Source organism: Megasphaera jansseni, from assembly GCF_047974155.1.
Classification (GTDB): Bacteria; Bacillota; Negativicutes; order Veillonellales; family Megasphaeraceae; genus Megasphaera.
On record NZ_JBHYRR010000009.1, the window covers coordinates 47,717 to 69,680 of the forward strand.

Below are 21,964 nucleotides of genomic sequence, written 5' to 3' on the forward strand. Positions count from 1 at the left end.
TTGCATGATGGCAGAAATCTTCGTGCGACAGTCCCCTACTTAGAACAGCATCTGGAAGTGGATACGGGTCATTTCGTGCGGGTCCTGGCTGCCGGTCTTGGCACGGCTGGCGAAGGACTGCATGACGCCGAATTTCAGGTTCTTGGCGATGATGTAGTCGGCACCGACGCCCCAGCTGCGCTGGTTGTCCATATCGCTGGAGAAGCGCCACGTGAAGGGGTTGCCGCCCAGGAAGGCGCCGTCGTCGAGGTCGAGGTATTCCAGCCAGGCATCCCAGCTGCCGGGCGTGTGGAAGTCGGCCTTTCCGTACTGGACGGTGCCCATCCAGGCATCGCCATAGTCCTGGCCGTCAACGTTTTTAACCCCTGCGTTGAAGCCGATGTGTTCATAGTTGGCCAGAGCGCTCCATTTGCCGTAGTTGCCGCGGACGAAGTAGCCGGCGATGTATTTGGCGAAATAGTCTTCACCTGAACTATGATTCGACTGATGAAGGCGGTTGTAGTAGACGCCGGCTTCGGAACGGGCTGCCTTGCCGCCGCCGAAGAAGGCATCGATTTCACCGTAGCCCGTCTTCAGGCCATCGGTGCTGAAGTGGTCCGAATGGGCGTCGGAAATCGGCTTCACCGTATCGACGCCGGGTTTCTTGCCGTCTTTGAACTTGCCGTAGCCTGTGGTGATGGCCAGTTTATCGTTGTGATAGCGCAGTTCGGCGCCGTCGAGGGCATCGAAGTATTGCAGGCCGTAGGCGTCGCGGCCGATGCGGTAGACGTCATTGCGGCCGACGCTCAGTTCCCAGTTCTTGCTGCCGAAGTTGTAGTCGACTTTGGCCAGGTCGACATAGGGGTTGCTGCTTTCGTCAGAGGCTGCGCCGTTGCTGGAGAAGGGGCGGAAGCCCGTGCTGACGCCGGCTGTGACCTTGGTGCGGTCGTTGACCTGGCCCTGGGCCCGGATGCGGAAACGCGTATCCCAGGAGCTGTCGTTCTTCTTATTGCCGTTCTGGTAGCGGTAGCGGACGAAGGCATCGCCGAAGACGCGCGTGTTGCCGACGCGGTTTTCCAGATTGGTCACGCGGACGCCGAGGCTGTTCAGTTCGTCGGCATATTCATCGGCCAGCTTGTTGATCAGGGCCCGCTGTTCGACGGAAGCCTTGTCCATATGGGCCATGGCTTTGGCGACCATTTCGGCCGCTTCATAGCGGGTGATGTTGCGATGGCCCTGGAAATACTGACCGTCGACGCCCTGGATGATGCCGGCGTCAGCCAGTTCTACGACGGACTTATAAGCCCAGCTGTCCGACGGGACATCGACAAAGGGATTGGCGGCGAAAGCCGACAGGGACGTGACAGCGAGAGCCGCTGCCAGGGTACAGACTACTTGTTTCTTCACGAATAAAAGACCTTCTTTCTCGTTTTTCCGCTTATGCAAAAAAACTTCTATAGTATACATTGTTTTTAGTATACTATAGAAGTTTTTTACATGTGGTAAATGAGAAAATAGTTTATATAAATGTTATAATTTGACCTGACTGAAGACTTCGCCGATGGGGTCGTGGAGGACCAGGTCGGCTGCGCTGTCCATGTCGGTGCTGGACTTGTTGATGAGGACCAGTTTATGGCCGCGGTAATAGCGGACCAGGCCGGCTGCGGGGTAGACGACGAGGCTCGTGCCGCCGATGATGAGCATGTCGGCGTGGCTGATGTAGTACAGGGACTGTTCGATGACGTCGTTGTCCAGGCCTTCTTCATAGAGGACGACATCGGGCTTGATGATGCCGCCGCAGGCGTCGCACTTGGGGATGCCCGTGGAATTCTTCATGTATTCGGCATCGAAGAATTTGTTGCAGTGCATGCAGAAGTTGCGGTGGACGCTGCCGTGCAGTTCCAGGACATTCTTACTGCCCGCTTTCTGGTGCAGGCCGTCGATGTTCTGGGTGACGATGGCTTTCAGTTTGCCGGCTTTTTCCAGTTCGGCCAGTTTGATGTGGGCCATGTTCGGCTGGGCGTCGAGGGCCAGCATCTTGTCGCGGTAGAAGCGGTAGAATTCCTCCGTGTTGTCCATGAAGAAGGAATGGCTGAGAATGGTTTCGGGCGGGTATTTATAGTGCTGGTTATACAGGCCGTCGGTGCTGCGGAAATCGGGGATACCGCTTTCCGTCGAGACGCCGGCGCCGCCGAAGAAGACGATGTTGTCTGAATGTTTGACCATGTCGACGAATTTTTCAATATCTGTCATCGTAAGGACTCCTTTCACACATGATATGTATCTTTTAATAACTGCATACCCGAAGGGGTACGGAATACCTTGTCGCGGAAGGTGGCAATGGCTTCCGGTTTCAGCTGGTCTTCATAGGCATTGACCAAAAAATCGGCTTCCAGGAGTATCTGGTAATCCAGGCCGTCAACGCCGTCGTAGGTGTGGTGGTGGGCGATGAGGAAGCAGACCCGGTCGATGAGTTTTTCGTCGGCACCGAGTTCTTCCAGGATGGCCCGGGCCGGGGCGGGGCCTTCGATTTCCTGGTATTTGCCTGACGAAGAGCCGTATTTTTCTTCGGCTGCGTGGATGCCGATGTCGTGGAGGACGGCGGCCGTGCGCAGGATGTCCTGCTGGTCTGCCGGCAATCCTTCCAGGCGGCCGATGGTGTCGGCATAGGCGTAGACTTTGAGGAAATGGTGGATGCGCCGGGCATCGCCGTGGTCGAAGGCGATGGCCTTCTGTATTACTTGTTCAATAGCTGTCATGGGAATCCCTGCCTTTCTGTTTCATTATACTACAGGGACGGGAAGATAGGAACGGCCTGAGACAAACCATCCATAAGCTATTGACAAATTCTCACATCATCCTTTATCATTTTTAGAGAACTCTTTTATTTATTTCATAATTTTTTGTTTTATAGTAAGGATGTGATTCTATGATTATGGCTGTCCTGAACTACCTCGATGATGTCCTTTATTATCCTATCTTAATGGTCATCCTCATTGCAGCCGGCCTTATTTTTTCCTGGAAGACGCGCTGTGTCCAGCTGCGCCTGTTCCCTGAAAGTATCCGAGTCGTCATGGAAAAACCGACGGAAGCCGGGAAAGTATCGTCTTTCCAGGCCCTCATGGTTTCGACGGCGTCCCGTGTCGGCACGGGCAATATCATCGGCGTCTCGACGGCAATCTGCCTGGGCGGCCCTGGAGCCGTCTTTTGGATGTGGCTCCTGGCCATCATCGGCGGGGCTACGGCCTTTATCGAAAGTACGCTGGCCCAGATTTACAAACGCCGCAATCCGTTGGGCCACAGCTATGGCGGCCCGGCCTATTACATTGAAACGGCCATGCATCAGCGCTGGCTCGGCGTCCTCTTCGCTTTTTCCCTGATTCTGACCTATGCCGGCGGCTTCAATCTGCTCTGCTCGTTCAACATGCAGTCGACATTCCTGGTCTACAGCTTCTATGACCCGACGACGACGCCATGGATCATCGGTGCTGTCTTTGCGGCCCTCGTCGCTTACTGCCTGGTCGGCGGCGGTCAGCGTATCATCAAGGTCACGTCGGTCCTGGTCCCGCTCATGGGCGGCATCTATATCCTGGCAGCCCTCATCGTCATCGTCTTCCATATCACCAGCCTGCCTCAGGTCTTTGCTATGATCTTTGCCGATGCCTTCGACTTCCAGTCCATCCTCGGCGGCGTGTCCGGCTCCTGCATGGTCTACGGCATCAAGCGCGGCCTCTATTCCAACGAAGCCGGCATCGGCTCGGCGCCGAATGCAGCAGCCGCTGCGGACGTCAGCCATCCTGTCAAACAGGGCTTGGTCCAGATGCTGTCGGTCTTCATCGATACCCTTCTGGTCTGCAGTGCTACGGCTTTTATGGGCCTCTTCTCAGGCGTGCCCATCACCAAGGAAGTAGCCGGTGCGGCTTACGTCCAGAACGCAGCCACGGCTGTCTTCGGCGGCTTCGGCCCGCTCCTGATTACAATCTGCATGCTGCTCTTCGGTTTTTCCACGCTCATCGGCAACCTGTTCTATGTCGATAACTGCATCCGCTTCATCCACAAGGGCGCCCCGTCCCATGGTTTCGTCAATACCTTCCGCATTGCCTGCGTCGTCGTCGTCTTCGTCGGTGCCGGCATGTCCATGGCCGCTGTCTGGGATATCGCCGATATCCTTATGGCCGTCATGTGCTTCATCAATATCCCGGCCTGCTTCATCCTGGGCAACACGGCGGTCAAAGCCATGCGCGACTACCAGCAGCAGAAGAAGGAAGGCAAGAACCCCGTCTTCAAAGCCGCTTCTATCGGCATTGATGAAAGTACGGTACAGTATTGGAAGTAAGCCTCTTGACAAATGGGGGATAAGCCTTTACAATACGTCTATGTACAAGTAATTGTCATAAAAAATGAAAAGCGATGAACAAGACGGCCAGTGTCGCCTGTGCCTTTTCAGCGAACCGGGGATAGTGTGAGCCCGGAAAAGGCCGTATGCTGGCGGATCACTTGGGAGCTGCAGCTGCGAACCAGCTGCCGGGTCGCGTCGTTATCGCGCGTCAAAGTGGCTGCTGCGGCAGTCAATAGGGTGGTACCACGGTGATTACGTCTCCGTCCCTTTTGGGACGGAGACGTTATTTTTTTTCACAGATTCAGAGGAGGAAACATAATGGATTACGGTAAGACTTTACATCTGCCTAAGACCGATTTCCCCATGCGCGGTAATTTGCCGAAACGGGAACCGGACTTTTTGAAATTCTGGCAGGACAACAAGATTTATGAAAAACGCTTGAAGAAACGGGACGGTGCGCCCAAGTTCATTCTTCACGACGGTCCTCCGTATGCCAATGGCAAGATCCACATCGGCCATGCATTGAATAAAGTACTGAAAGATATTATCCTCAAATATAAGACCCAGCAGGGCTGCTACACGAAATACGTCCCCGGCTGGGATACGCACGGCCTGCCTATCGAACATGCCGTCATCAAAGATACGGGCCTCAACCGCCACGAAATGGCCCCGCTCGACTTGCGTGCCAAATGCCGCGATTATGCCCTGGCCCGCGTCGAAGAACAGAAGAAAGACTTCATCCGCCTCGGCGTCCTCGGCGATTGGGACCATCCGTACCTGACGCTGCGCAAGCCCGTCGAAGTCGCTCAGATCGGCGTCTTCGGTGAAATGGCCAAGAAAGGCTACATCTACAAAGGCCTGAAGACCGTTTATTGGTGCCCGCACTGCGAAACGGCCCTGGCTGAAGCTGAAATCGAATACAAGGATGATAAATCCTTCTCCATTTACGTTAAATTCAAGTCCGTCGACCTCAACTGCCACATGCCGAAAGGTGCCGATCCGGACAAAGTCTTCGCCCTCATCTGGACGACGACGCCGTGGACTATTCCCTGCAACGTCGCCATCAGTGCCAACGAAAACTTTGAATACGTCTGGGTCCGCATTGGCGACGAATACCTGCTCATGGCCAAAGACCTGGTCGAACCGACCATGAAAGCCGGCAAAGTCGAAAATTACGAAGTCCTGCCGGATGTCATGACAGGCAAACAGCTCGAAGGCCTGGTCTTCAAGCATCCTTTCTATGACCGCAAGGTGCCCATCATCCTCGGTGACCACGTCACCCTCGAAGCTGGTACCGGCCTCGTTCATACTGCTCCGGACCATGGCCAGGACGACTTTGATGTCTGCGCCAAATACGCTGCCTGGGGCCTCAAGCCGCTGGGTACTGTCGACGGTACGGGCCGTTACACCGACAAGGTTCCTGGTTTTGAAGGCCAGTTCGTCTTCGATACGAACGTACCAGTCATCAAGAAACTGGCTGAACTCAATGCGCTCTTTGCCAAGAGCACCTTCCGCCATCAGTATCCGCACTGCTGGCGCTGCAAAGAACCGATCATCTACCGCGCTACGGAACAGTGGTTTGCTTCGGTTGACGGCTTCCGCCAGAAAGCCCTCGATGCTATCGATACGGTCAAATGGATTCCGTCCTGGGGCCATGACCGCATTTACAATATGATCCACGACCGCGGTGACTGGTGCATTTCCCGTCAGCGTGTCTGGGGCGTACCTATCCCTATCTTCTACTGCGAAGACTGCGGCGAACACATCATCAACGATGAAACCATCGCTCACTTGCAGAAGATGTTCGCTAAAGAAGGTTCCGATACGTGGTGGATGCACGACGTCAAGGAACTCATGCCGGAAGGCTATAAATGCCCGCATTGCGGCGGCACGCACTTCCGCAAGGAATCGGATATCATGGACGTCTGGTTCGACAGCGGCTGCACCCATCAGGGTGTATTGAAAAATGACCCGGACCTCGATTATCCCTGCGAAATGTACCTCGAAGGTTCGGACCAGCATCGCGGCTGGTTCAACAGCTCTCTGCTCACGTCGGTTGCCGTCAATGGCTATGCACCGTATAAATCGGTCCTGACCCACGGCTTTACCGTCGACGGCGAAGGCCGCAAGATGAGTAAATCCGTCGGCAACACCGTCGCTCCGCAGGAAGTCATCGAAAAATACGGCGCTGACGTCCTGCGCCTGTGGGTATCGTCGGCTGACTACCAGGGTGATATCCGCTTGTCGCCGAAGATCCTGAAACAGCTTTCGGATGTATACCGCAAGATCCGCAACACCTTCCGTTACCTCCTGGGCAACCTGGCCGATTTCGATCCGGCTAAGGATATGATTGCCTACCAGGATATGACGGACCTCGATAAATGGGCTCTCCTGCGCCTGGAACAGGTCTTCGAAGAAGTCACCGATGCTTATGAAAACTACCAGTTCCACGTCATGTACCATGCTATCCACAACTTCTGCACTGTTGATCTGAGTGCCATGTACCTGGATGTCATCAAAGACCGCCTGTACACGGAAAAGGCTGATTCCCATATCCGCCGCAGCGCTCAGTCGGCGATGTACATCATCCTCGATACGCTGGTCAAGATCGTCGCACCGGTCCTGTCCTTCACGGCAGAAGAAGTATGGCAGAACATGCCGGCTGTCGAAGGTAAGGAAGAAAGTGTTCTCCTGACCGATTGGCCTAAGGCTCACAAAGAATACCTCGACGCCGACCTCGATGCCCGCTGGGCTCAGTTCTTGTCGTATCGCCGCGACTTGACGCGTGTCCTCGAAGGCGCCCGTAAAGAACACAAGATCGGCCATGCCCTCGACGCTGCCGTCACTATCTATGCCGATGGCGAAGACTACGATTTCCTCAGCCAGTGGCAGGATCAGCTGGCTACGCTGCTCATCGTCAGCGAAGCTAAACTGGTCAAAGGCGAAGCTCCGGCCGAAGCCGTTGCCGGTGAAGACCATAGCGACATGAAAGTCGTCGTCGCACCGTCGACTGCTGAAAAATGCGAACGCTGCTGGATCCACAGCGACACCGTCGGTTCCGACCCGGATCATCCGACCCTCTGCGCCCGCTGCGCCGCCGTATTAAGTGAATAAAAGTTGAATGAAAAAGGCGCTGTCCCATGAAGACAGCGCCTTTTTCTGTAGGGGCGCCACGTGGGGCGCCCGTTCACGAAATCGGGTTCACAAGTATCTTACATATATCTGGCGGGCTAAAAACTACAAATGCTGAGAAATCAACCTCTCAGACCGCCTTTGGCGGCCAGCTCTCCTATGAGGAGAGCCTTTTGTCAAACATCAAGCCTTAACATCAAAGACAAAGAAAATCGGTGTAATAACAAAAGGCTTTACATGACATTTCTTTTTTTTATTGAAAATTTACGGTTTTTGCTTTATAATAAACAAGTGTATTCATGTATTATACATTTGTAACATGGAATTATTGCTATTATGGTAGGAGGTTTTATTTATGCATAGCTTATGGAATGCATTAAACCGTATCAGCCTGATCAAGCAGATCATCGTCGGCTTGGTCATCGGTATCGCCGTGGCTATCGTTTTCCCGTCCGCCGGGAAGGAACTGGCTTTGCTCGGCGTCATCTTCGTCGGGGCCTTGAAAGGCATCGCCCCGGTCCTGGTCTTCGTCCTGGTCGCTGCTGCTCTGAGCCGCAAACAGGAAGACCATGAATCAAACATCAAAGATGTCATCATTTTGTACCTCATCGGGACGTTCCTGGCCGCTTTCTTTGCCGTCATGATCAGTTTCGTCTTCCCGCTGACGCTGCAGCTCGACGTATCCGCTGCCAGCAATAAAGCGCCGGAAGGCATTGCCGAAGTCCTGACGACGCTCCTCAAGAACATCGTCGACAATCCGGTCCATGCTTTGATGACAGGCAACTACATCGGCATCCTCGGTTGGGCCTGCTTGTTTGGCGTCGCTGTCCGCCGCGTTTCCGAATCGTCTAAAGCCGTCCTCGACGATTGCGCCGACGCCGTTACGACTTGTGTTCAGTGGATCATCCGCCTGGCTCCGCTCGGCATCATGGGCCTCGTCGCCGACTCCGTTTCGTCCAACGGCATCGGTGCCCTCATCGGGTATGCTAAACTGCTCTGTCTCTTGTTAGGGACGATGCTGCTCTTCGCTTTTGTCGTCAATCCGATCATCGTCTATGCCAAGATTCACCGCAATCCGTATCCGCTGGTCTGGAAGTGTATCAAGACGTCTGGGGTCACGGCCTTCTTTACGCGCAGCTCGGCAGCTAATATCCCGGTCAACCTGTCGCTGGCCAAGGAACTCGGTGTCAATCCCGATACGTACACCGTTACGATTCCGCTCGGTGCGACCATCAATATGTCCGGCGCAGCCATTACCATTTCCATCATGACCCTGGCTGCCGTCCACACTTTAGGTATTCCTGTCGACTTCCCGACGGCCCTCTTGCTCAGTGTCCTCTCGGCTATCGGCGCCTGCGGCGCTTCCGGCGTTGCCGGCGGGTCCCTGCTGCTCATCCCCATGGCCTGCAGCCTCTTCGGTATCTCCAATGATATTGCCATGCAGGTCGTCGGCGTCGGCTTCATCATCGGCGTCCTTCAGGACTCGACCGAAACGGCCCTCAACTCGTCGACAGATATCCTCTTCACGGCCGCTGCCGACTTTGCTCAGCGCGGCTATCCGGAACACCTGGGTGGCGGTCACGAAGTCAGCCATCAAGGGTAGGAACGCCCCTTGGGCGTTCCGCAGGCCGCATGTAGGGGCGCCACGTGGGGCGCCCGCCACGGATTATGACGAATAACGCAGGCCGCATGTAGGGGCGCCACGTGGGGCGCCCGCCACAGATTATGACGAATAACGCAGTTCGCAGTTCGCAAAAGGACCCTCGCATGACGGTATTCGTCATCATGTGAGGGTCCTTTTTCTTGGTCAAAAGCAACCTCTCAGACCGCCTTCGGCGGTCAGCTCCCCTATGAGGGGAGCCGCTAGCCGCTAACCACGAGCCACTAGCCACTAAAAAAGGCGCTGTCGTACGAAGGCTTCTGCCATCATGTGAGGGTCCTTTTTTGTCAAAAGCAACCTCTCAGACCGCCTTCGGCGGCCAGCTCCCCTATGAGGGGAGCCGCTAGCCACTAGCTACTAACCACGAGCCACGAGCCACTAAAAAAGCGTTGTCCGTCAGGACAACGCTTTTTTCCACCTTATTTTCCGCTATCAGCAATGCAGTCATTGAGATCGGCGATGAGTGCGTCGACGTCGATGCCATGAGCACCAGCGCCCTGGCCAATGGTTTCGAAGTGAGCAGCCATGCAGCCAATGCAGCCGAGACCGTACTGCTGGAAGATTTCAATGATCTGCGGATATTTCTGAACGGCTTCAATGATACCCGTGTCTTTTGTAATCTGTGCCATTATTTATATTCCTCCTTGTGAATTCATATCCGTACCGTTTTGAAGGAACTTCCGGATTGCATCTATTATATCATACTTTTTTTCATTTGTGCGAGGAAATGCTCTTTTCCTCCAAGAGTTGTCCATCGGGCAGGAAACTGCGGAATGTCAGGCTGTCATCCGTTGCTTCCAGGGTCATGTAATTATCCGTTTCCGGCTGGGGAGCGACGTATTCATCGAGGCTGTGCTGTTTCCACAGGCCAGGGTACTGGACGTTACCGGCGACGCCAGTGATGATGTATAAGGGACCCGATTCATCGCGCTGGAAATTCTTGATGTGGCCCCGGTCGCGGTAGGTGTGGAGATGGGCCGACAGGACGGCATCGACGCCGTACTGGTCGAAGAGGGGCATCCAGAGCTGGCCTTCCGGCGAAAATCCTTCTTCCCTGGGCTGGGGCCGGTTGGCAAAACCGTATTGCAGGGGATCCTTGTGCATGAGGACGATTTTCCATTTCTTCTTGGTCTTGGCCATGTCTTCCTTGAACCAGGCGACTTCTTCCTCGTCGAGGTTGGGTTCGAAGTCAGCCAGTTCCTGGGACTGCGTGTTGAGGACGACGAAGTGGACGTCGCCGTAGTCGAAGGAGTAGAATTGGTTCTGGTATTTTTCCTGGTCGAGATGGGGCAGGGCGAAGAGATGCAGGTACGCTTCGGGCATGCGGACTTTCCAGTCCTTGTCATACGTTTCATGGTTGCCCATGAGGGGAACGACGGGGATGCGGGCGATCATATCGCTGACGACGTCGAACCAGGCGTTCCACTGGTAGTGGTCCTGGCCGTTATCGACGAGGTCCCCCATGTTGATGAAGAACTGGGCATCGGGATTGCGCTGCCAGGCCGGCTGGGCCGTGGCGGCCCAGACACTGTAGTCGCTGGACTGGGAGTCCGGGAAGATGAGGGCTTTGAAGTCATCGCCCTGGGCCGTGTGGAACGACTGCCAGTCACTGCGTTTGTCGCCGGCGCCGACGCGGTATTCATAGGCCGTACCGGGTTCGAGGCCGGTAACGGTCGCCGTATGGATATACGTCGTCACGCCGTCATCGCTGAAGTCGTCACTGGAAGCCGGCAGCTGCATGAGAGTATCGTCGGTGCCAGCCTGGCGGTATTCGACGACAGGATTTTCTTCGGCATAATCAGACTGCCACATAAAAGTACGCGACGTCGTGCTGTCGGCCGTGATGACCTGACGGATATTCGAGGCGTCGACGGTATCGGTAGAAAGATAATGAGCGGCTGCGGCTTTGGTCGCCTTGACGCTCTGTTTGGCGACGGTCTTCGTGCCGGGCAGCCAGGTATAGGCGCCGGCAGCAGCGGCGACGGCCAGGACCAGGACCGCGGCTGCTATTTTTTTATATTTCGATTTCATGTGATTCCTCCCTATAGTAAAATACATTGTTATTATAAGACATGGAGTCAACTCTAAGTCAAGAAAAACTTGACAAGCCCTTGTCTTCGATATAAGATAGATGCATCAAAAGTGATATAGAACGTCGATGAGCGGGAGCAAGTACCGTCATGATACCCTTGACAGCGAGCCGGTGGCAGTGGAAGTCCGGTGAAGAGGCCATGCGCGGGAATGGGCCCGGGAGATGCAGGCTGAAGCTGAGTAGGTACTGCCGGAACTTTCACCGTTACCAGGAAAGAATGCATCTGAGTGTGCATATGAGCCGGGCAATTTTGCCAACCAGGGTGGTACCGCGGAACTGACTTTCCTTTCGTCCCTATTGTGAGGGATGGAAGGATTTTTTTATTGAACAGGGAGGAATCCATTATGTCCGTTATTTTTTCTGGTATCCAGCCGAGCGGCAATCTGACCTTAGGTAACTATTTAGGCGCACTGCGCAATTTCTCTAAAATCCAGGATGGCAATGAATGTTATTACTGCGTCGTCAACCAGCATGCCATCACGGTCCCGCAGGACCCGAAACTTTTGCATCAGCGCACGCGGGAACTGGCTGCCATCTATCTGGCTTCCGGCCTGGACCCGGAAAAATCGACGCTCTTCGTCCAGTCGGAAGTCCCGGAACACGCACTCCTGGGCTGGATGATGATTACGCTGTCGTATGTCGGCGAACTGGAACGCATGACCCAGTATAAAGACAAGGCTTCCAAACGGGGCGATTCGATCCCGGCCGGCCTCTTGACCTATCCGCCGCTCATGGCTGCCGATATTCTCTTGTATCAGACCAACTTCGTCCCCGTCGGCGATGACCAGAAGCAGCACATGGAAATTACCCGCAATCTGGCACAGCGCTTCAACCGCCTGTATGGGGAAGTCTTCACCATTCCGGACATCTACCTCGGCCAGGACGGCACGCGCGTCATGAGCTTGCAGGAACCGACGAAGAAGATGAGCAAATCCGACGATAACACGACGGCTACGATTTACCTTCTCGACGAACCGAAAGCCATCGAAAAGAAAATCAAACGGGCCCAGACGGACAGCGAAAACTCCGTCCATTACGACAAGGACAACAAGCCCGGCATTTCCAACCTCATCGAAATCTTCTCGGCCCTGACCGACCAGACCCACGACCAGGTCGAAGCGTCCTATGCCGGAAAAGGCTATGGCGCCTTCAAAAAAGACGTCGCCGATGCCATCATCTCGACGCTGGAACCGATTCAGCAGCGCTACCGCCAGCTCGTCGACGATCCGGAACTGGATGATATCCTCGACAAAGGGGCTGCCAAAGCACATGCCAAGGCCAGCATCACTTACGAAAAAGCCGCCAAGGCCATGGGTTTGTTCCGCAAATAAAAATTAAGAATATAACACGGATAATTAATATTTTATTTAAAAACAAATATTGACATAACAAAAATAAAGTATTATACTTTACACATCGAAAGAACAAATAAAGCAGAGGCAACGGTGCCATAAAGGATACCGTGCTTCTGCTTTTTTTGTTTTGCCTCATCATCTGTGTTATAAGGGGGAGTGCCATATGGCAGCGAAAAAGTCAAGTTTTAACAAAGTGCTTAATGCCTGGGACGTCCTGGTCATCGCCTTCGGGGCGATGATCGGCTGGGCCTGGGTCGTATCGACAGGGGATTGGATTACCGGCGGCGGTGTCTTCGGCGCCATGTTGGGGTTCGCTATCGGCGGCGTCATGATTTTCTTTGTCGGCCTTACTTACGCCGAATTGACATCGGCTATGCCGCAGTGTGGCGGCGAACACGTCTTCAGTTATAAGGCCATGGGGCCTATCGGGTCCTTCATCTGCACGTGGATGATCGTCCTCGGTTACGTCAGTGTCGTCTGTTTTGAAGCCTGCGCCTTGCCGACGATTCTCGTCTACTTGTTCCCGGATTTCCTCATGGGTTACTTGTATACTATCGGCGGCTTTGACATCTATGCGACCTGGCTGGCTACGGCCGTCGTCATCGCCGTCGCCATTACGGCCATTAACATCATCGGCGCCAAGACGGCTGCCCGCCTGCAGACCATCCTGACGGCTATCATCGGCGGCGTCGGCATCGTCTTCGTCGCTGCTTCGGTTTTAACGGGTTCTTCGGCCAACTTGGAAGGCCAGCTCTTCATGGGCGCTACGACGTCGGAAATGGCTAAGGGTACCCTGGCTATCGCCGTCATGACACCGTTCTATTTCATCGGCTTCGACGTCATCCCGCAGGCAGCGGAAGAAATTTCCGTCTCCTTGCAGAAAATCGGCCGCATCCTCATTTTATCCATCGTGTTGGCCGTTCTCTTCTATGCCCTCATCATCTTCGGTGTCGGTTATATCCTCAATCAGAGTGAAGTCGCCTTGGCTATGAAAGGTGTCGGCAGCCTGGTTACGGCCGATGCCATGTCCGTGGCCTTTGGCAGCTCCATGATGGCTAAAGTCCTCATTATCGGCGGTATCTGCGGCGTCGTCACCAGCTGGAATTCCTTCCTCATCGGTGGCAGCCGGGCTATGTATTCCATGGCCGAATCGTATATGATTCCTCATACCTTTGCCAAATTGCACGATAAATATAAGACACCCGTCAATGCACTCCTGCTCATCGGCGTCTTGTCCATCGTCGCCTTGTTCTTTGGCCGCAAGATGCTGGTCTGGGTCGTCGATGCCGGTAACTTCGGCTGCTGCGTCGCGTACTGCATGGTCGCTATTTCCTTCCTGATCCTGCGGAAAAAGTCGCCGGACATGGTCCGTCCCTATAAGGTACGTCATTATAAATTCGTCGGTGCCATGGCTGTCCTCATGTCGGCCTTCATGGTCGTCATGTACATCGTCCCCGGTTCCGGTGCCGCCCTGGCTCCGCAGGAATGGGGCATGGTCGCTGGCTGGTCCCTGCTGGGCGTCATCTTCGGTGTATACTGCAAGGCCAAATACGGCGAACGCTTCGCTACCCATATCGACGTCGCCATGGATACGGACGTCCAGGAAGCGCCCCTGCCGTCGAGTGAATTGAAGACGGTCAAATTGTAAATGTCTTCTCAAAGACTATCTTAAAAATTAAAAAGTTAAAATAACATAGATTTATAAAAATAAAAGCAAATAACATATTGACAAAGAAAGTATAAAGTATTACACTATATTCAACAAAGAAAATAACAGAGACAAGAGGCAAGGGAGCCTGATGGAACATCAGCTTTCCTTGCCTCTGTTTTTATTTGGGGAATTCTTTGTTAGTTATCATTTCTTTATAAATTCATCAGTTTAGGGGGAGTTACGAATGAGATTACGCGATGTAGGATTGACCAAAGAAGAAATCAAAGCCAAAGTAGACAAGTACATGATCGAAACGTACGAACGCTTCGATATGATCGCTGAACGCGGCAAAGGCATGTACGTCTACGACGAAAACGGCACACCGTATCTCGATTTCTACGCTGGTATCGCCGTCAACAGTGCCGGCAGCTGTAACGATAAAGTCGTCCTGGCCGTCATCGACCAGTGCATGGACATCATGCAGACCTTCAACTATCCGTACACGGTCCCGCAGGCCCTGTTGGCTGAAAAAATCTGCACGACCATCGGCATGGACAAGATTTTCTTCCAGAACTCCGGCGCAGAAGCCAACGAAGCCATGATCAAGATGGCCCGTAAATACGGCGTTGAACATTTTGGTCCCAACAAATACGAAATCATCACGGCAAAAGAATCCTTCCACGGCCGTACTTTTGGTTCCATGAGTGCGACGGGCCAGCCGGACAATGCCTGCCAGCAGGGGTTCGGCGCCATGACACCGGGCTTCAAATATGCTGAATTCAACAACTTGAAAGCCTTTGAAGACGCTATTACAGAAAATACCATCGGCATCATGGTCGAACCGGTACAGGGCGAAGGCGGTGTCCATCCGGCAACGAAAGAATTCCTCACAGGCCTGCGTAAACTGTGCGATGAAAAAGGCCTGCTCCTCCTCCTGGACGAAGTACAGAGCGGCTGGTGCCGCACCGGTGCTGTCATGTCCTACATGAACTACGGCATCAAACCGGATATCGTTTCCATGGCCAAAGCCCTGGGCGGCGGCATGCCGATCGCAGCTATTTGCGCTCGCGAAGATGTTTCCAAAGCCTTCACCATGGGTTCCCACGGCAGTACCTTCGGCGGCCATCCGGTCTGCTGCGCCGCAGCTTTAGCCGAAGTCAACGAATTGTTGGATAAAGACCTGGCTGGCAACGCCAAGAAGATGGGGGCATACTTCCTGGAACAGGCCCGGGAAAAACTGCCGCATTTGAAGGAAGCCCGCGGCCAGGGCTGCTTCTTGGGGCTTGAATTCGACGACAAGATCAACAGCGTCGACTTGAAGCATAAATGCTTCGACAAACACATGCTGTCGACAGCTATCGGCGAACACGTCCTGCGTCTGGTCCCGCCGCTGATCCTCCAGAAGGAACACGTCGACAAGGCCATTGCTATCATCAAAGAATCGGTCGAAGAATTGGCAAAATAAGTAAACACTATTGAGGGGTATGAAAGGGTGTCTGCCAGAATCGAGGGGTTGGCAGGCACCTTTTCTAAAAAAAGGGGGAAACGAAATGAAACATTTCGTCATCACTGTGGGATGTGAATTCGGCAGCGGCGGCCCGGAAATCGGCAAGATGCTGGCCAAGTCGCTGGGAATCGAATACTACGACCGGGATCTCGTAGATAAAGTCGTGGAAAAAATCGGCGTAGAAAAACATCTCGTAGAAGAAGCAGATAATAAGAATTTCGTTCCTTACGGTATCGAAACGTCATTGGGAACGCGCTATGCGAACTTGTCGAATAAAGTCATTTACACGCAGTTCGACGTCATCCGCAAGATGGCCAAATCATCGTGCGTCATCATCGGCCGGTGCAGCGACTACATCCTGAAGGGGCAGGACGATGTCGTCAACGTCTTCGTTTATGCACCGACGGAAGTACGCATCAAGACCATCATGGAAAAGATGAACTTATCCGAACGTCATGCGGCAGAAGTCATCCGGGATTATGACAATGCCCTCCATCGCCGCTATAAATACATCACCGGTACGTACCGCGGCGACCGTCACAACCGCCACCTGCTGGTCGACAGCAGTGTCCTGGGCTGGGAAAAGACGGCGAAGTTCATCAAATCTTTCGTCGAAATGCGTTTTGAAGAGACTTGAGGGGGTATGAAAGATGGCTACAAAAAAGTCTGATTTTGATAAAGTCCTGAGTGCCTGGGACGTCCTGGTCATCGCCTTCGGCGCTATGATCGGCTGGGGCTGGGTCGTATCGACCGGTGACTGGATCATGGAAGGCGGCGTCCTCGGTGCCATGCTGGGCTTCGCTATCGGCGGCATCATGATCTTCTTCGTCGGCCTGACCTATGCCGAACTGACGTCGGCTATGCCGCAGTGCGGCGGCGAACACGTCTTCAGTTATAAGGCCATGGGGCCCATTGGTTCTTTTATTTGTACTTGGATGATCGTCTTAGGGTATGTCAGTGTCGTCTGCTTTGAAGCCTGCGCCCTGCCGACCATCGTCGCTTATATTTATCCTGATTTCCTGACGGGCTATCTTTATACCGTTGCCGGTTTTGATATTTATGCTTCCTGGCTGGCCGTAGCTATTCTGGTTTCTGTCTTCATTACGGCTATCAACATCGTTGGGACCAAGACGGCAGCTATCTTGCAGACGATCCTGACGGTCATCATCGGCGGCGTCGGCATCCTGCTCATTGCTGCATCGGCGCTGACCGGCACGACGGCTAACCTCGAAGGGCAGCTCTTCATGGGGGCTACGACGACGGATATGGTCAAAGGGACCTTGGCCGTTGCCGTCATGACGCCGTTCTATTTCATCGGCTTCGACGTCATCCCGCAGGCAGCGGAAGAAATTTCCGTCTCCTTGCAGAAGATCGGCCGCATCCTCATCTTGTCCATCGTCCTGGCCGTCCTCTTCTATGCCCTCATCATCTTCGGTGTCGGCTATGTCATGAATAATTCGGAAATCGCCGTCGCCATGAAAGGCGTTGGCGGTCTGGTCACAGCCGATGCCATGGCCGTTGCTTTTGGCAGTTCCATTATGGCCAAGGTCCTCATCATCGGCGGCCTCTGCGGTATCATTACCAGCTGGAACTCCTTCCTCATCGGCGGCAGCCGTGCCATGTATTCCATGGCTGAATCGTACATGATTCCGCACGTCTTTGCCAAATTACACGACAAATATAAGACGCCGATCAATGCGCTTCTGCTCATCGGCCTCTTGTCCATCATCGCGCCGTTCTTCGGCAAGAAGATGCTGGTCTGGGTCGTCGATGCCGGCAACTTCGGCTGCTGCGTCGCGTACTGCATGGTCGCTATTTCCTTCGTTATCCTACGCAAGAAGGCTCCGGAAATGGCCCGTCCTTATAAGGTCAGCCATTACAAACTGGTCGGCGCCATGGCTATCCTCATGTCGGGCTTCATGGTTGTCATGTACATGATCCCTGGTTCCGGCGCTACCCTGGTTCCTCAGGAATGGGGCATGGTCCTGGGCTGGTCTATTCTGGGCGTCCTCTTCGGGTTCTATTGCAAGGCCAAATACGGCAGCAAATTCGCTACCCATATCGACGTCGCCCTGGATAATGAAGCCGTCGAAGAAGCGGGCGACCTGGCTTTCGGTCAGGCTATGGCCGCTGCATTGCACGATGTCGAATCGGATGCGCCGGTCACTTATGTATCGCAGCCGCTGAGCTTTTCCTTCTCTATGCCGGTTTCCGTCGTCTTCGGCGCCGGCAAGCGCCGTATGGCTGGAGAACTCTTCAAGGCCTGTGGGACGAAAGCCCTGATCGTCACCGATGCCGCTACCAATGGGCGGGACATCGTCAGTGAAGTCGAAAAGAGCCTGAAAGACGCTGGCATTTCCGTAGCCCGCTTCGCCCATATTACCGGGAAATCCCTGGATATTACAGCTGATTCGGCAGTCGACGAAATCCGCAAGAACGGCAGCGACTTCCTCGTCGCCATCGGCGGCAATACCGTCATGGAAGGGGCCAAGCTGATTGCCAGTGCCGCTGCCCGTACCCTGGGCAAGGCTATCATGCCGCTGAACTTCGTGCCGACGACGTATCACGCCGGAGCCTGCTTCGATGCATCCCTGCCTGATGGCAGCCGTGACGATGCCCTGCTGGCCAAAGTCGTCCTCGTCGATCCGGACTGCATGACCGGCATGAGTCAGAAAGACCGGGCTGTCTCCGGGTTTGCCGCCCTGTGCGAATGCATCAGCGCCTATACGTCGCCAGATGCCCAGCCGCTGACCGATGCCATGGCACTCTATGCCATCGACATCTTGACGGATAAATTGACGGCTGTCTGCGCCGACCATAGCGATAAGGAAGCCTGGGAAAAAGTAGTCCTGGCCGGTGTCATCGGCAGCATGGTCAGTGCGGAAACGGGATGCCAGGTAGCCAAAGGCCTGAAACAGGCCGTAGCTCCCTTGTCGTTCCCGGCTGATGAATGCCTCCTGGCCGCTATCGTTCCCGTTGTCGTCGATGCCAAAGCCGGCAAGAATCCTTTCCTCTATGGCAAGCTGGCCCGGACCATGGGCGGCTTTACATCGGAAGATTGTGCAGCCCGCCTTTGCTATCTGGCCAAGGCCTTGCACCTCGACCTGCGCATTGCCGATATGGGCGTCCATGAAGACGATATCGCCAAGATGGCTGAATCCTATATGGGCGAAGAAGCGGCGGAAGAAGCTCAGGAAAAGGCAGCCTCGATGGAAGCGGCATTTACGAATTAAAAAATATTTAATATTTGATAACCCTCTCTCCCTAAACAGAGAACGGGCTGCTGCAGGCGGTCCGCGAGGTTTTTTCTCGGGAAAAGGCGCTGTCCGAAAGGGCAGCGTCTTTTTCGATTATCCAAAGATTTTATATTTTTAAGCAGGAGTTTGACAATTCTGTGTAGAATAATTTAAGATAGTCTAGTTGTAAATATAGCTTGGAGGTAGTCATTATGACACTCAGTTTATTTTGGTCGCGGTATACGCTGGAACTTCGGGAACAGCATTTGCGCGATGTCGATGAACTTTATCATTACCTGATTGCCAGGGAACGATGGAACTGGTTCTTGGCGAAGATTCCGGAACAGGCCCAGATTCAGATACTCCGCGGCCATAATCATGGCGAAGGAGCCTGGACCTGCCGCAAGTGGCTCGACCATATGCTGGAATGGATCAAGGAGAACAAGCCGCCTGCTGTCTATGATGCTGTCATCGACAAGATTCATATGATTGAAGACAAGCCTATTGAGGAACTGGAAAAACAGGCTGCCCGGAACATTTCGCCGGAAGAATTGGAAAAACTCCAGCGTGCCGGCTATTTTCAATGTATTGGGAACGCCGAAAACAAATGAATGAAAGCGGGTGAGGGAATGACCTTTCTATGGCGCATGATAACCGCTGCCGTCTTGTTCTTTTCACTGGCTGCAGCAGCTCCGGCTGCGGTAGTACAGGCCGATTCCGTCCGGGTATTGCCGATTTCCGGCGATATTGATGGCAGTCAGGCTGCCTTTATTCAGCGCGGCTTGCGCCAGGCTGCGGAAGAAGGGGATACGGCAGTCGTCGTTACGATTAATACGTTAGGCGGCCGGGTGGACAGTGCCCTGAAAATCCGGGACATGCTCATGGCTGCCGATGTGCCGACAGTGGCCTACGTCACTTCACGGGCTTGGTCGGCAGGGGCGCTCATCGCCTTGTCGTGCCGCCACATCATCATGGCACCGGGCAGCAGTATCGGGGCGGCTGAGCCGATTCCCAACACGGAGAAGAACATTGCCGCCTTGAAAGCCGAATTCAGCGCGACGGCGGCTCAGAATGGCCATAATCCGGGTGTTGCCGAAGCCATGGTCGACAAGTCCCAGGGCTATCCCGATTATGCAGAACCTGGAAAAATCCTGGCCTTATCCGACGGACAGGCGAAAGAACTCAATGTGTCCGATGGGTCGGCCGATGACCTCTCAGAGGCCCTGGCGCTGTACAGCCTGGGGGATGCACAGCTGAACTACGTCGACAAGGACTGGCGCGATGAGGCCGTCGGCGTGCTGCAGAATCCCTATGTCCGCACGCTCTTCGTGGCCCTGATCATCGCCGCCCTGCTGGCCGAAATCAAGATGGCCGGCATCGGTGCCGGAATTGCTACGGCCTTCGTCTTCGGCGGCCTGCTGCTGTTTTCAGGCAATGAATCCCTGGCAGACGGCCTCAAGATCGTCGCGGCCTTTCTCGTCAGCCTGCTCTGTATCGGGTTGGAACTGGCTTCCCCCGGGGTCGGCATCTTCGGCCTGGCCGGCGTCGTCCTCCTGTTCGGCAGTCTGTTCTTCATGCTGGGGGCTACGTATGAGGCCGTGTATATCCTGGCCGGCGGGACGGTCCTGGCGATTCTGTTGTTCTATCTTGTCGGCAAGCATCTGCCCAAGAGCCGGCTTTTTGAAAAATTGACCTTAACGAACCGTTCGACGAAAGAAAAGGGATATACGGCGCAGGCCGATTACAGCAAATATCTCTATGAACGGGGCAAGACCATTACGATTCTGCGTCCGTCCGGGACGATCCGCATCGGCAAGGAGCGGGTCGATGCTACGGCGAATGGCACATTCATCGGCCGCGATGTCATCGTCCGCGTCGTCCGGGTAGAAGGCAGCCATGTCGTCGTTGAACCGGAACCGGAACGCCATCCCAAACCCTGAGAAGGAGGTATCCTATGTCTATCGTATCCTTTTTGGCAGTGCCGCTGATCATCATCGTGGCCGCTGTCATCATCATATCCCTGTTCCTGCACTTCGTGCCCATCGGTTTGTGGATTTCGGCGATGGCCGCCGGCGTATCCGTCGGTATCGTCAACCTCATCGGCATGCGCCTGCGCCGGGTCATCCCGTCTAAGATCATCCTGCCGCTGGTCAAGGCCAACAAAGCCGGCCTCGACGTCAACGTCAACCAGCTGGAAGCCCATTATCTGGCCGGCGGCGACGTAGACCGCGTCGTCGATGCGCTCATCGCCGCTCACCGGGCGACGATGTCCCTGACGTTTGAACGGGCCTGTGCCATCGACCTGGCCGGACGCGACGTGCTGGAAGCCGTCCAGATGAGCGTCAACCCCAAGGTCATCGAAACGCCGTTCATTTCGGCCGTCGCCCAGAACGGCATCGAACTGAAAGTCCGCGCCCGGGTTACGGTCCGTGCCAACATCGACCGCCTGGTCGGCGGTGCCGGCGAAGCGACGGTCATCGCCCGTGTCGGCGAAGGCATTGTCACCAGCGTCGGCTCGGCACGGGACCATTCGCAGGTCCTGGAAAATCCTGACGAAATCAGTAAGACCGTTCTCAGCAAGGGCCTCGACGCCGGGACGGCGTTTGAAATCTTGTCCATCGATATTGCCGACGTCGATGTCGGCCGCAATATCGGCGCCCGCCTGCAGACCGACCAGGCCGAAGCGGACAAGCAGATTGCCCAGGCTAAGGCCGAAGAACGGCGGGCCATGGCCGTGGCCAAGGAACAGGAAATGCAGGCGTATACCCAGGAAATGCAGGCCAAAGTCGTCGAAGCCCAGGCCGAAGTCCCATTAGCCCTGGCCCAGGCCCTGCGCGAAGGCAAGTTAGGCGTCATGGACTACTATAATATGAAGAATATCATGGCCGATACGGACATGCGTGCTGCCGTCGCCCAGGCCGGCGTCCCTAAGACCCAGTCGGTCCCGACGGGACAGGAAGCGCATCATGAGGACCGCGGGCCGGCAGGCCATCCGGAAAAGTAGGTGAGCTTT

Annotated in this window: 16 protein-coding genes; 11 read left to right on the plus strand and 5 right to left on the minus strand. The window is 54.6% G+C overall.

Annotated elements, in window-relative coordinates:
• Positions 1–39 precede the first annotated feature (39 nt).
• From ACE418_RS05080 to ACE418_RS05090, 3 genes are all read right to left on the minus strand, one after another.
• Positions 40–1,386 carry an S-layer homology domain-containing protein gene (locus ACE418_RS05080; RefSeq protein WP_416449594.1) on the minus strand — a complete coding sequence of 449 codons (1,347 nt, stop codon included), beginning with the start codon at positions 1,384–1,386 and terminating at the stop codon, positions 40–42.
• Between the two features lie 123 nt (positions 1,387–1,509).
• The gene (locus ACE418_RS05085; RefSeq protein ID WP_416449595.1) at positions 1,510–2,232 is read right to left on the minus strand and encodes an NAD-dependent protein deacylase; all 723 of its coding nucleotides are present in this window, start codon (positions 2,230–2,232) and stop codon (positions 1,510–1,512) included.
• Between the two features lie 14 nt (positions 2,233–2,246).
• On the minus strand, positions 2,247–2,738 hold the full coding sequence (locus tag ACE418_RS05090) for an HD domain-containing protein (RefSeq protein WP_416449596.1): 492 nt from the start codon (positions 2,736–2,738) through the stop codon (positions 2,247–2,249).
• Between the two features lie 170 nt (positions 2,739–2,908).
• Between ACE418_RS05090 and ACE418_RS05095 the strand changes: the two genes are divergently transcribed.
• The 3 genes from ACE418_RS05095 (at position 2,909) to sstT (ending at position 9,053) form a co-directional block, all read left to right on the plus strand.
• Positions 2,909–4,315 (plus strand): alanine/glycine:cation symporter family protein, encoded by a 1,407-nt coding sequence (locus tag ACE418_RS05095; protein ID WP_416449597.1) that lies wholly within the window; start codon positions 2,909–2,911, stop codon positions 4,313–4,315.
• Between the two features lie 321 nt (positions 4,316–4,636).
• A complete protein-coding gene (gene ileS / locus ACE418_RS05100; protein WP_416449598.1) occupies positions 4,637–7,432 on the plus strand; it encodes an isoleucine--tRNA ligase in 2,796 nt (931 codons plus the stop codon).
• A gap of 373 nt (positions 7,433–7,805) precedes the next feature.
• Entirely contained in the window at positions 7,806–9,053 is a 1,248-nt protein-coding gene (gene sstT, locus ACE418_RS05105; RefSeq protein ID WP_416449599.1) for a serine/threonine transporter SstT, read from the plus strand.
• 476 nt (positions 9,054–9,529) lie between these two features.
• Here sstT and ACE418_RS05110 read toward each other — a convergent pair whose 3' ends face one another.
• Complete coding sequence (locus tag ACE418_RS05110; RefSeq protein ID WP_226884244.1) at positions 9,530–9,739, minus strand: DUF1858 domain-containing protein; 210 nt, start codon at positions 9,737–9,739, stop codon at positions 9,530–9,532.
• An 82-nt stretch (positions 9,740–9,821) separates the two neighbouring features.
• Entirely contained in the window at positions 9,822–11,141 is a 1,320-nt protein-coding gene (locus ACE418_RS05115) for a purple acid phosphatase family protein (protein WP_416449600.1), read from the minus strand.
• Positions 11,142–11,546: 405 nt separating this feature from the next.
• On the opposite strand from ACE418_RS05115, the gene trpS reads away from it, so the two are divergent.
• The 8 genes from trpS (at position 11,547) to floA (ending at position 21,955) form a co-directional block, all read left to right on the plus strand.
• Positions 11,547–12,533, plus strand: coding sequence for a tryptophan--tRNA ligase (trpS, locus tag ACE418_RS05120; RefSeq protein ID WP_416449601.1), 987 nt, complete (start codon positions 11,547–11,549; stop codon positions 12,531–12,533).
• A 187-nt stretch (positions 12,534–12,720) separates the two neighbouring features.
• Positions 12,721–14,205, plus strand: coding sequence for an APC family permease (locus ACE418_RS05125; protein ID WP_416449602.1), 1,485 nt, complete (start codon positions 12,721–12,723; stop codon positions 14,203–14,205).
• 247 nt (positions 14,206–14,452) lie between these two features.
• Positions 14,453–15,673 carry an aspartate aminotransferase family protein gene (locus ACE418_RS05130; RefSeq protein ID WP_416449603.1) on the plus strand — a complete coding sequence of 407 codons (1,221 nt, stop codon included), beginning with the start codon at positions 14,453–14,455 and terminating at the stop codon, positions 15,671–15,673.
• Positions 15,674–15,758: 85 nt separating this feature from the next.
• Positions 15,759–16,352 (plus strand): cytidylate kinase-like family protein, encoded by a 594-nt coding sequence (locus ACE418_RS05135; protein ID WP_298586701.1) that lies wholly within the window; start codon positions 15,759–15,761, stop codon positions 16,350–16,352.
• Positions 16,353–16,365: 13 nt separating this feature from the next.
• Positions 16,366–18,948, plus strand: coding sequence for an amino acid permease (locus ACE418_RS05140; protein WP_416449604.1), 2,583 nt, complete (start codon positions 16,366–16,368; stop codon positions 18,946–18,948).
• Positions 18,949–19,163: 215 nt separating this feature from the next.
• Positions 19,164–19,562, plus strand: coding sequence for a hypothetical protein (locus ACE418_RS05145; RefSeq protein WP_416449605.1), 399 nt, complete (start codon positions 19,164–19,166; stop codon positions 19,560–19,562).
• Positions 19,563–19,580: 18 nt separating this feature from the next.
• On the plus strand, positions 19,581–20,891 hold the full coding sequence (locus ACE418_RS05150; protein WP_416449606.1) for an NfeD family protein: 1,311 nt from the start codon (positions 19,581–19,583) through the stop codon (positions 20,889–20,891).
• Between the two features lie 14 nt (positions 20,892–20,905).
• Entirely contained in the window at positions 20,906–21,955 is a 1,050-nt protein-coding gene (floA, locus tag ACE418_RS05155) for a flotillin-like protein FloA (protein WP_416449607.1), read from the plus strand.
• The last annotated feature ends 9 nt before the right edge of the window (positions 21,956–21,964 follow it).

Coding starts and splice junctions, on each gene's coding strand:
- ACE418_RS05085 (WP_416449595.1), bottom strand. CDS start 2,232: ATGACAGATATTGAAAAATTCGTCGACATGGTCAAACATTCAGACAAC.
- ACE418_RS05090 (WP_416449596.1), bottom strand. CDS start 2,738: ATGACAGCTATTGAACAAGTAATACAGAAGGCCATCGCCTTCGACCAC.
- ACE418_RS05095 (WP_416449597.1), top strand. CDS start 2,909: ATGATTATGGCTGTCCTGAACTACCTCGATGATGTCCTTTATTATCCT.
- ileS (WP_416449598.1), top strand. CDS start 4,637: ATGGATTACGGTAAGACTTTACATCTGCCTAAGACCGATTTCCCCATG.
- sstT (WP_416449599.1), top strand. CDS start 7,806: ATGCATAGCTTATGGAATGCATTAAACCGTATCAGCCTGATCAAGCAG.
- ACE418_RS05110 (WP_226884244.1), bottom strand. CDS start 9,739: ATGGCACAGATTACAAAAGACACGGGTATCATTGAAGCCGTTCAGAAA.
- ACE418_RS05115 (WP_416449600.1), bottom strand. CDS start 11,141: ATGAAATCGAAATATAAAAAAATAGCAGCCGCGGTCCTGGTCCTGGCC.
- trpS (WP_416449601.1), top strand. CDS start 11,547: ATGTCCGTTATTTTTTCTGGTATCCAGCCGAGCGGCAATCTGACCTTA.
- ACE418_RS05125 (WP_416449602.1), top strand. CDS start 12,721: ATGGCAGCGAAAAAGTCAAGTTTTAACAAAGTGCTTAATGCCTGGGAC.
- ACE418_RS05130 (WP_416449603.1), top strand. CDS start 14,453: ATGAGATTACGCGATGTAGGATTGACCAAAGAAGAAATCAAAGCCAAA.
- ACE418_RS05135 (WP_298586701.1), top strand. CDS start 15,759: ATGAAACATTTCGTCATCACTGTGGGATGTGAATTCGGCAGCGGCGGC.
- ACE418_RS05140 (WP_416449604.1), top strand. CDS start 16,366: ATGGCTACAAAAAAGTCTGATTTTGATAAAGTCCTGAGTGCCTGGGAC.
- ACE418_RS05145 (WP_416449605.1), top strand. CDS start 19,164: ATGACACTCAGTTTATTTTGGTCGCGGTATACGCTGGAACTTCGGGAA.
- ACE418_RS05150 (WP_416449606.1), top strand. CDS start 19,581: ATGACCTTTCTATGGCGCATGATAACCGCTGCCGTCTTGTTCTTTTCA.
- floA (WP_416449607.1), top strand. CDS start 20,906: ATGTCTATCGTATCCTTTTTGGCAGTGCCGCTGATCATCATCGTGGCC.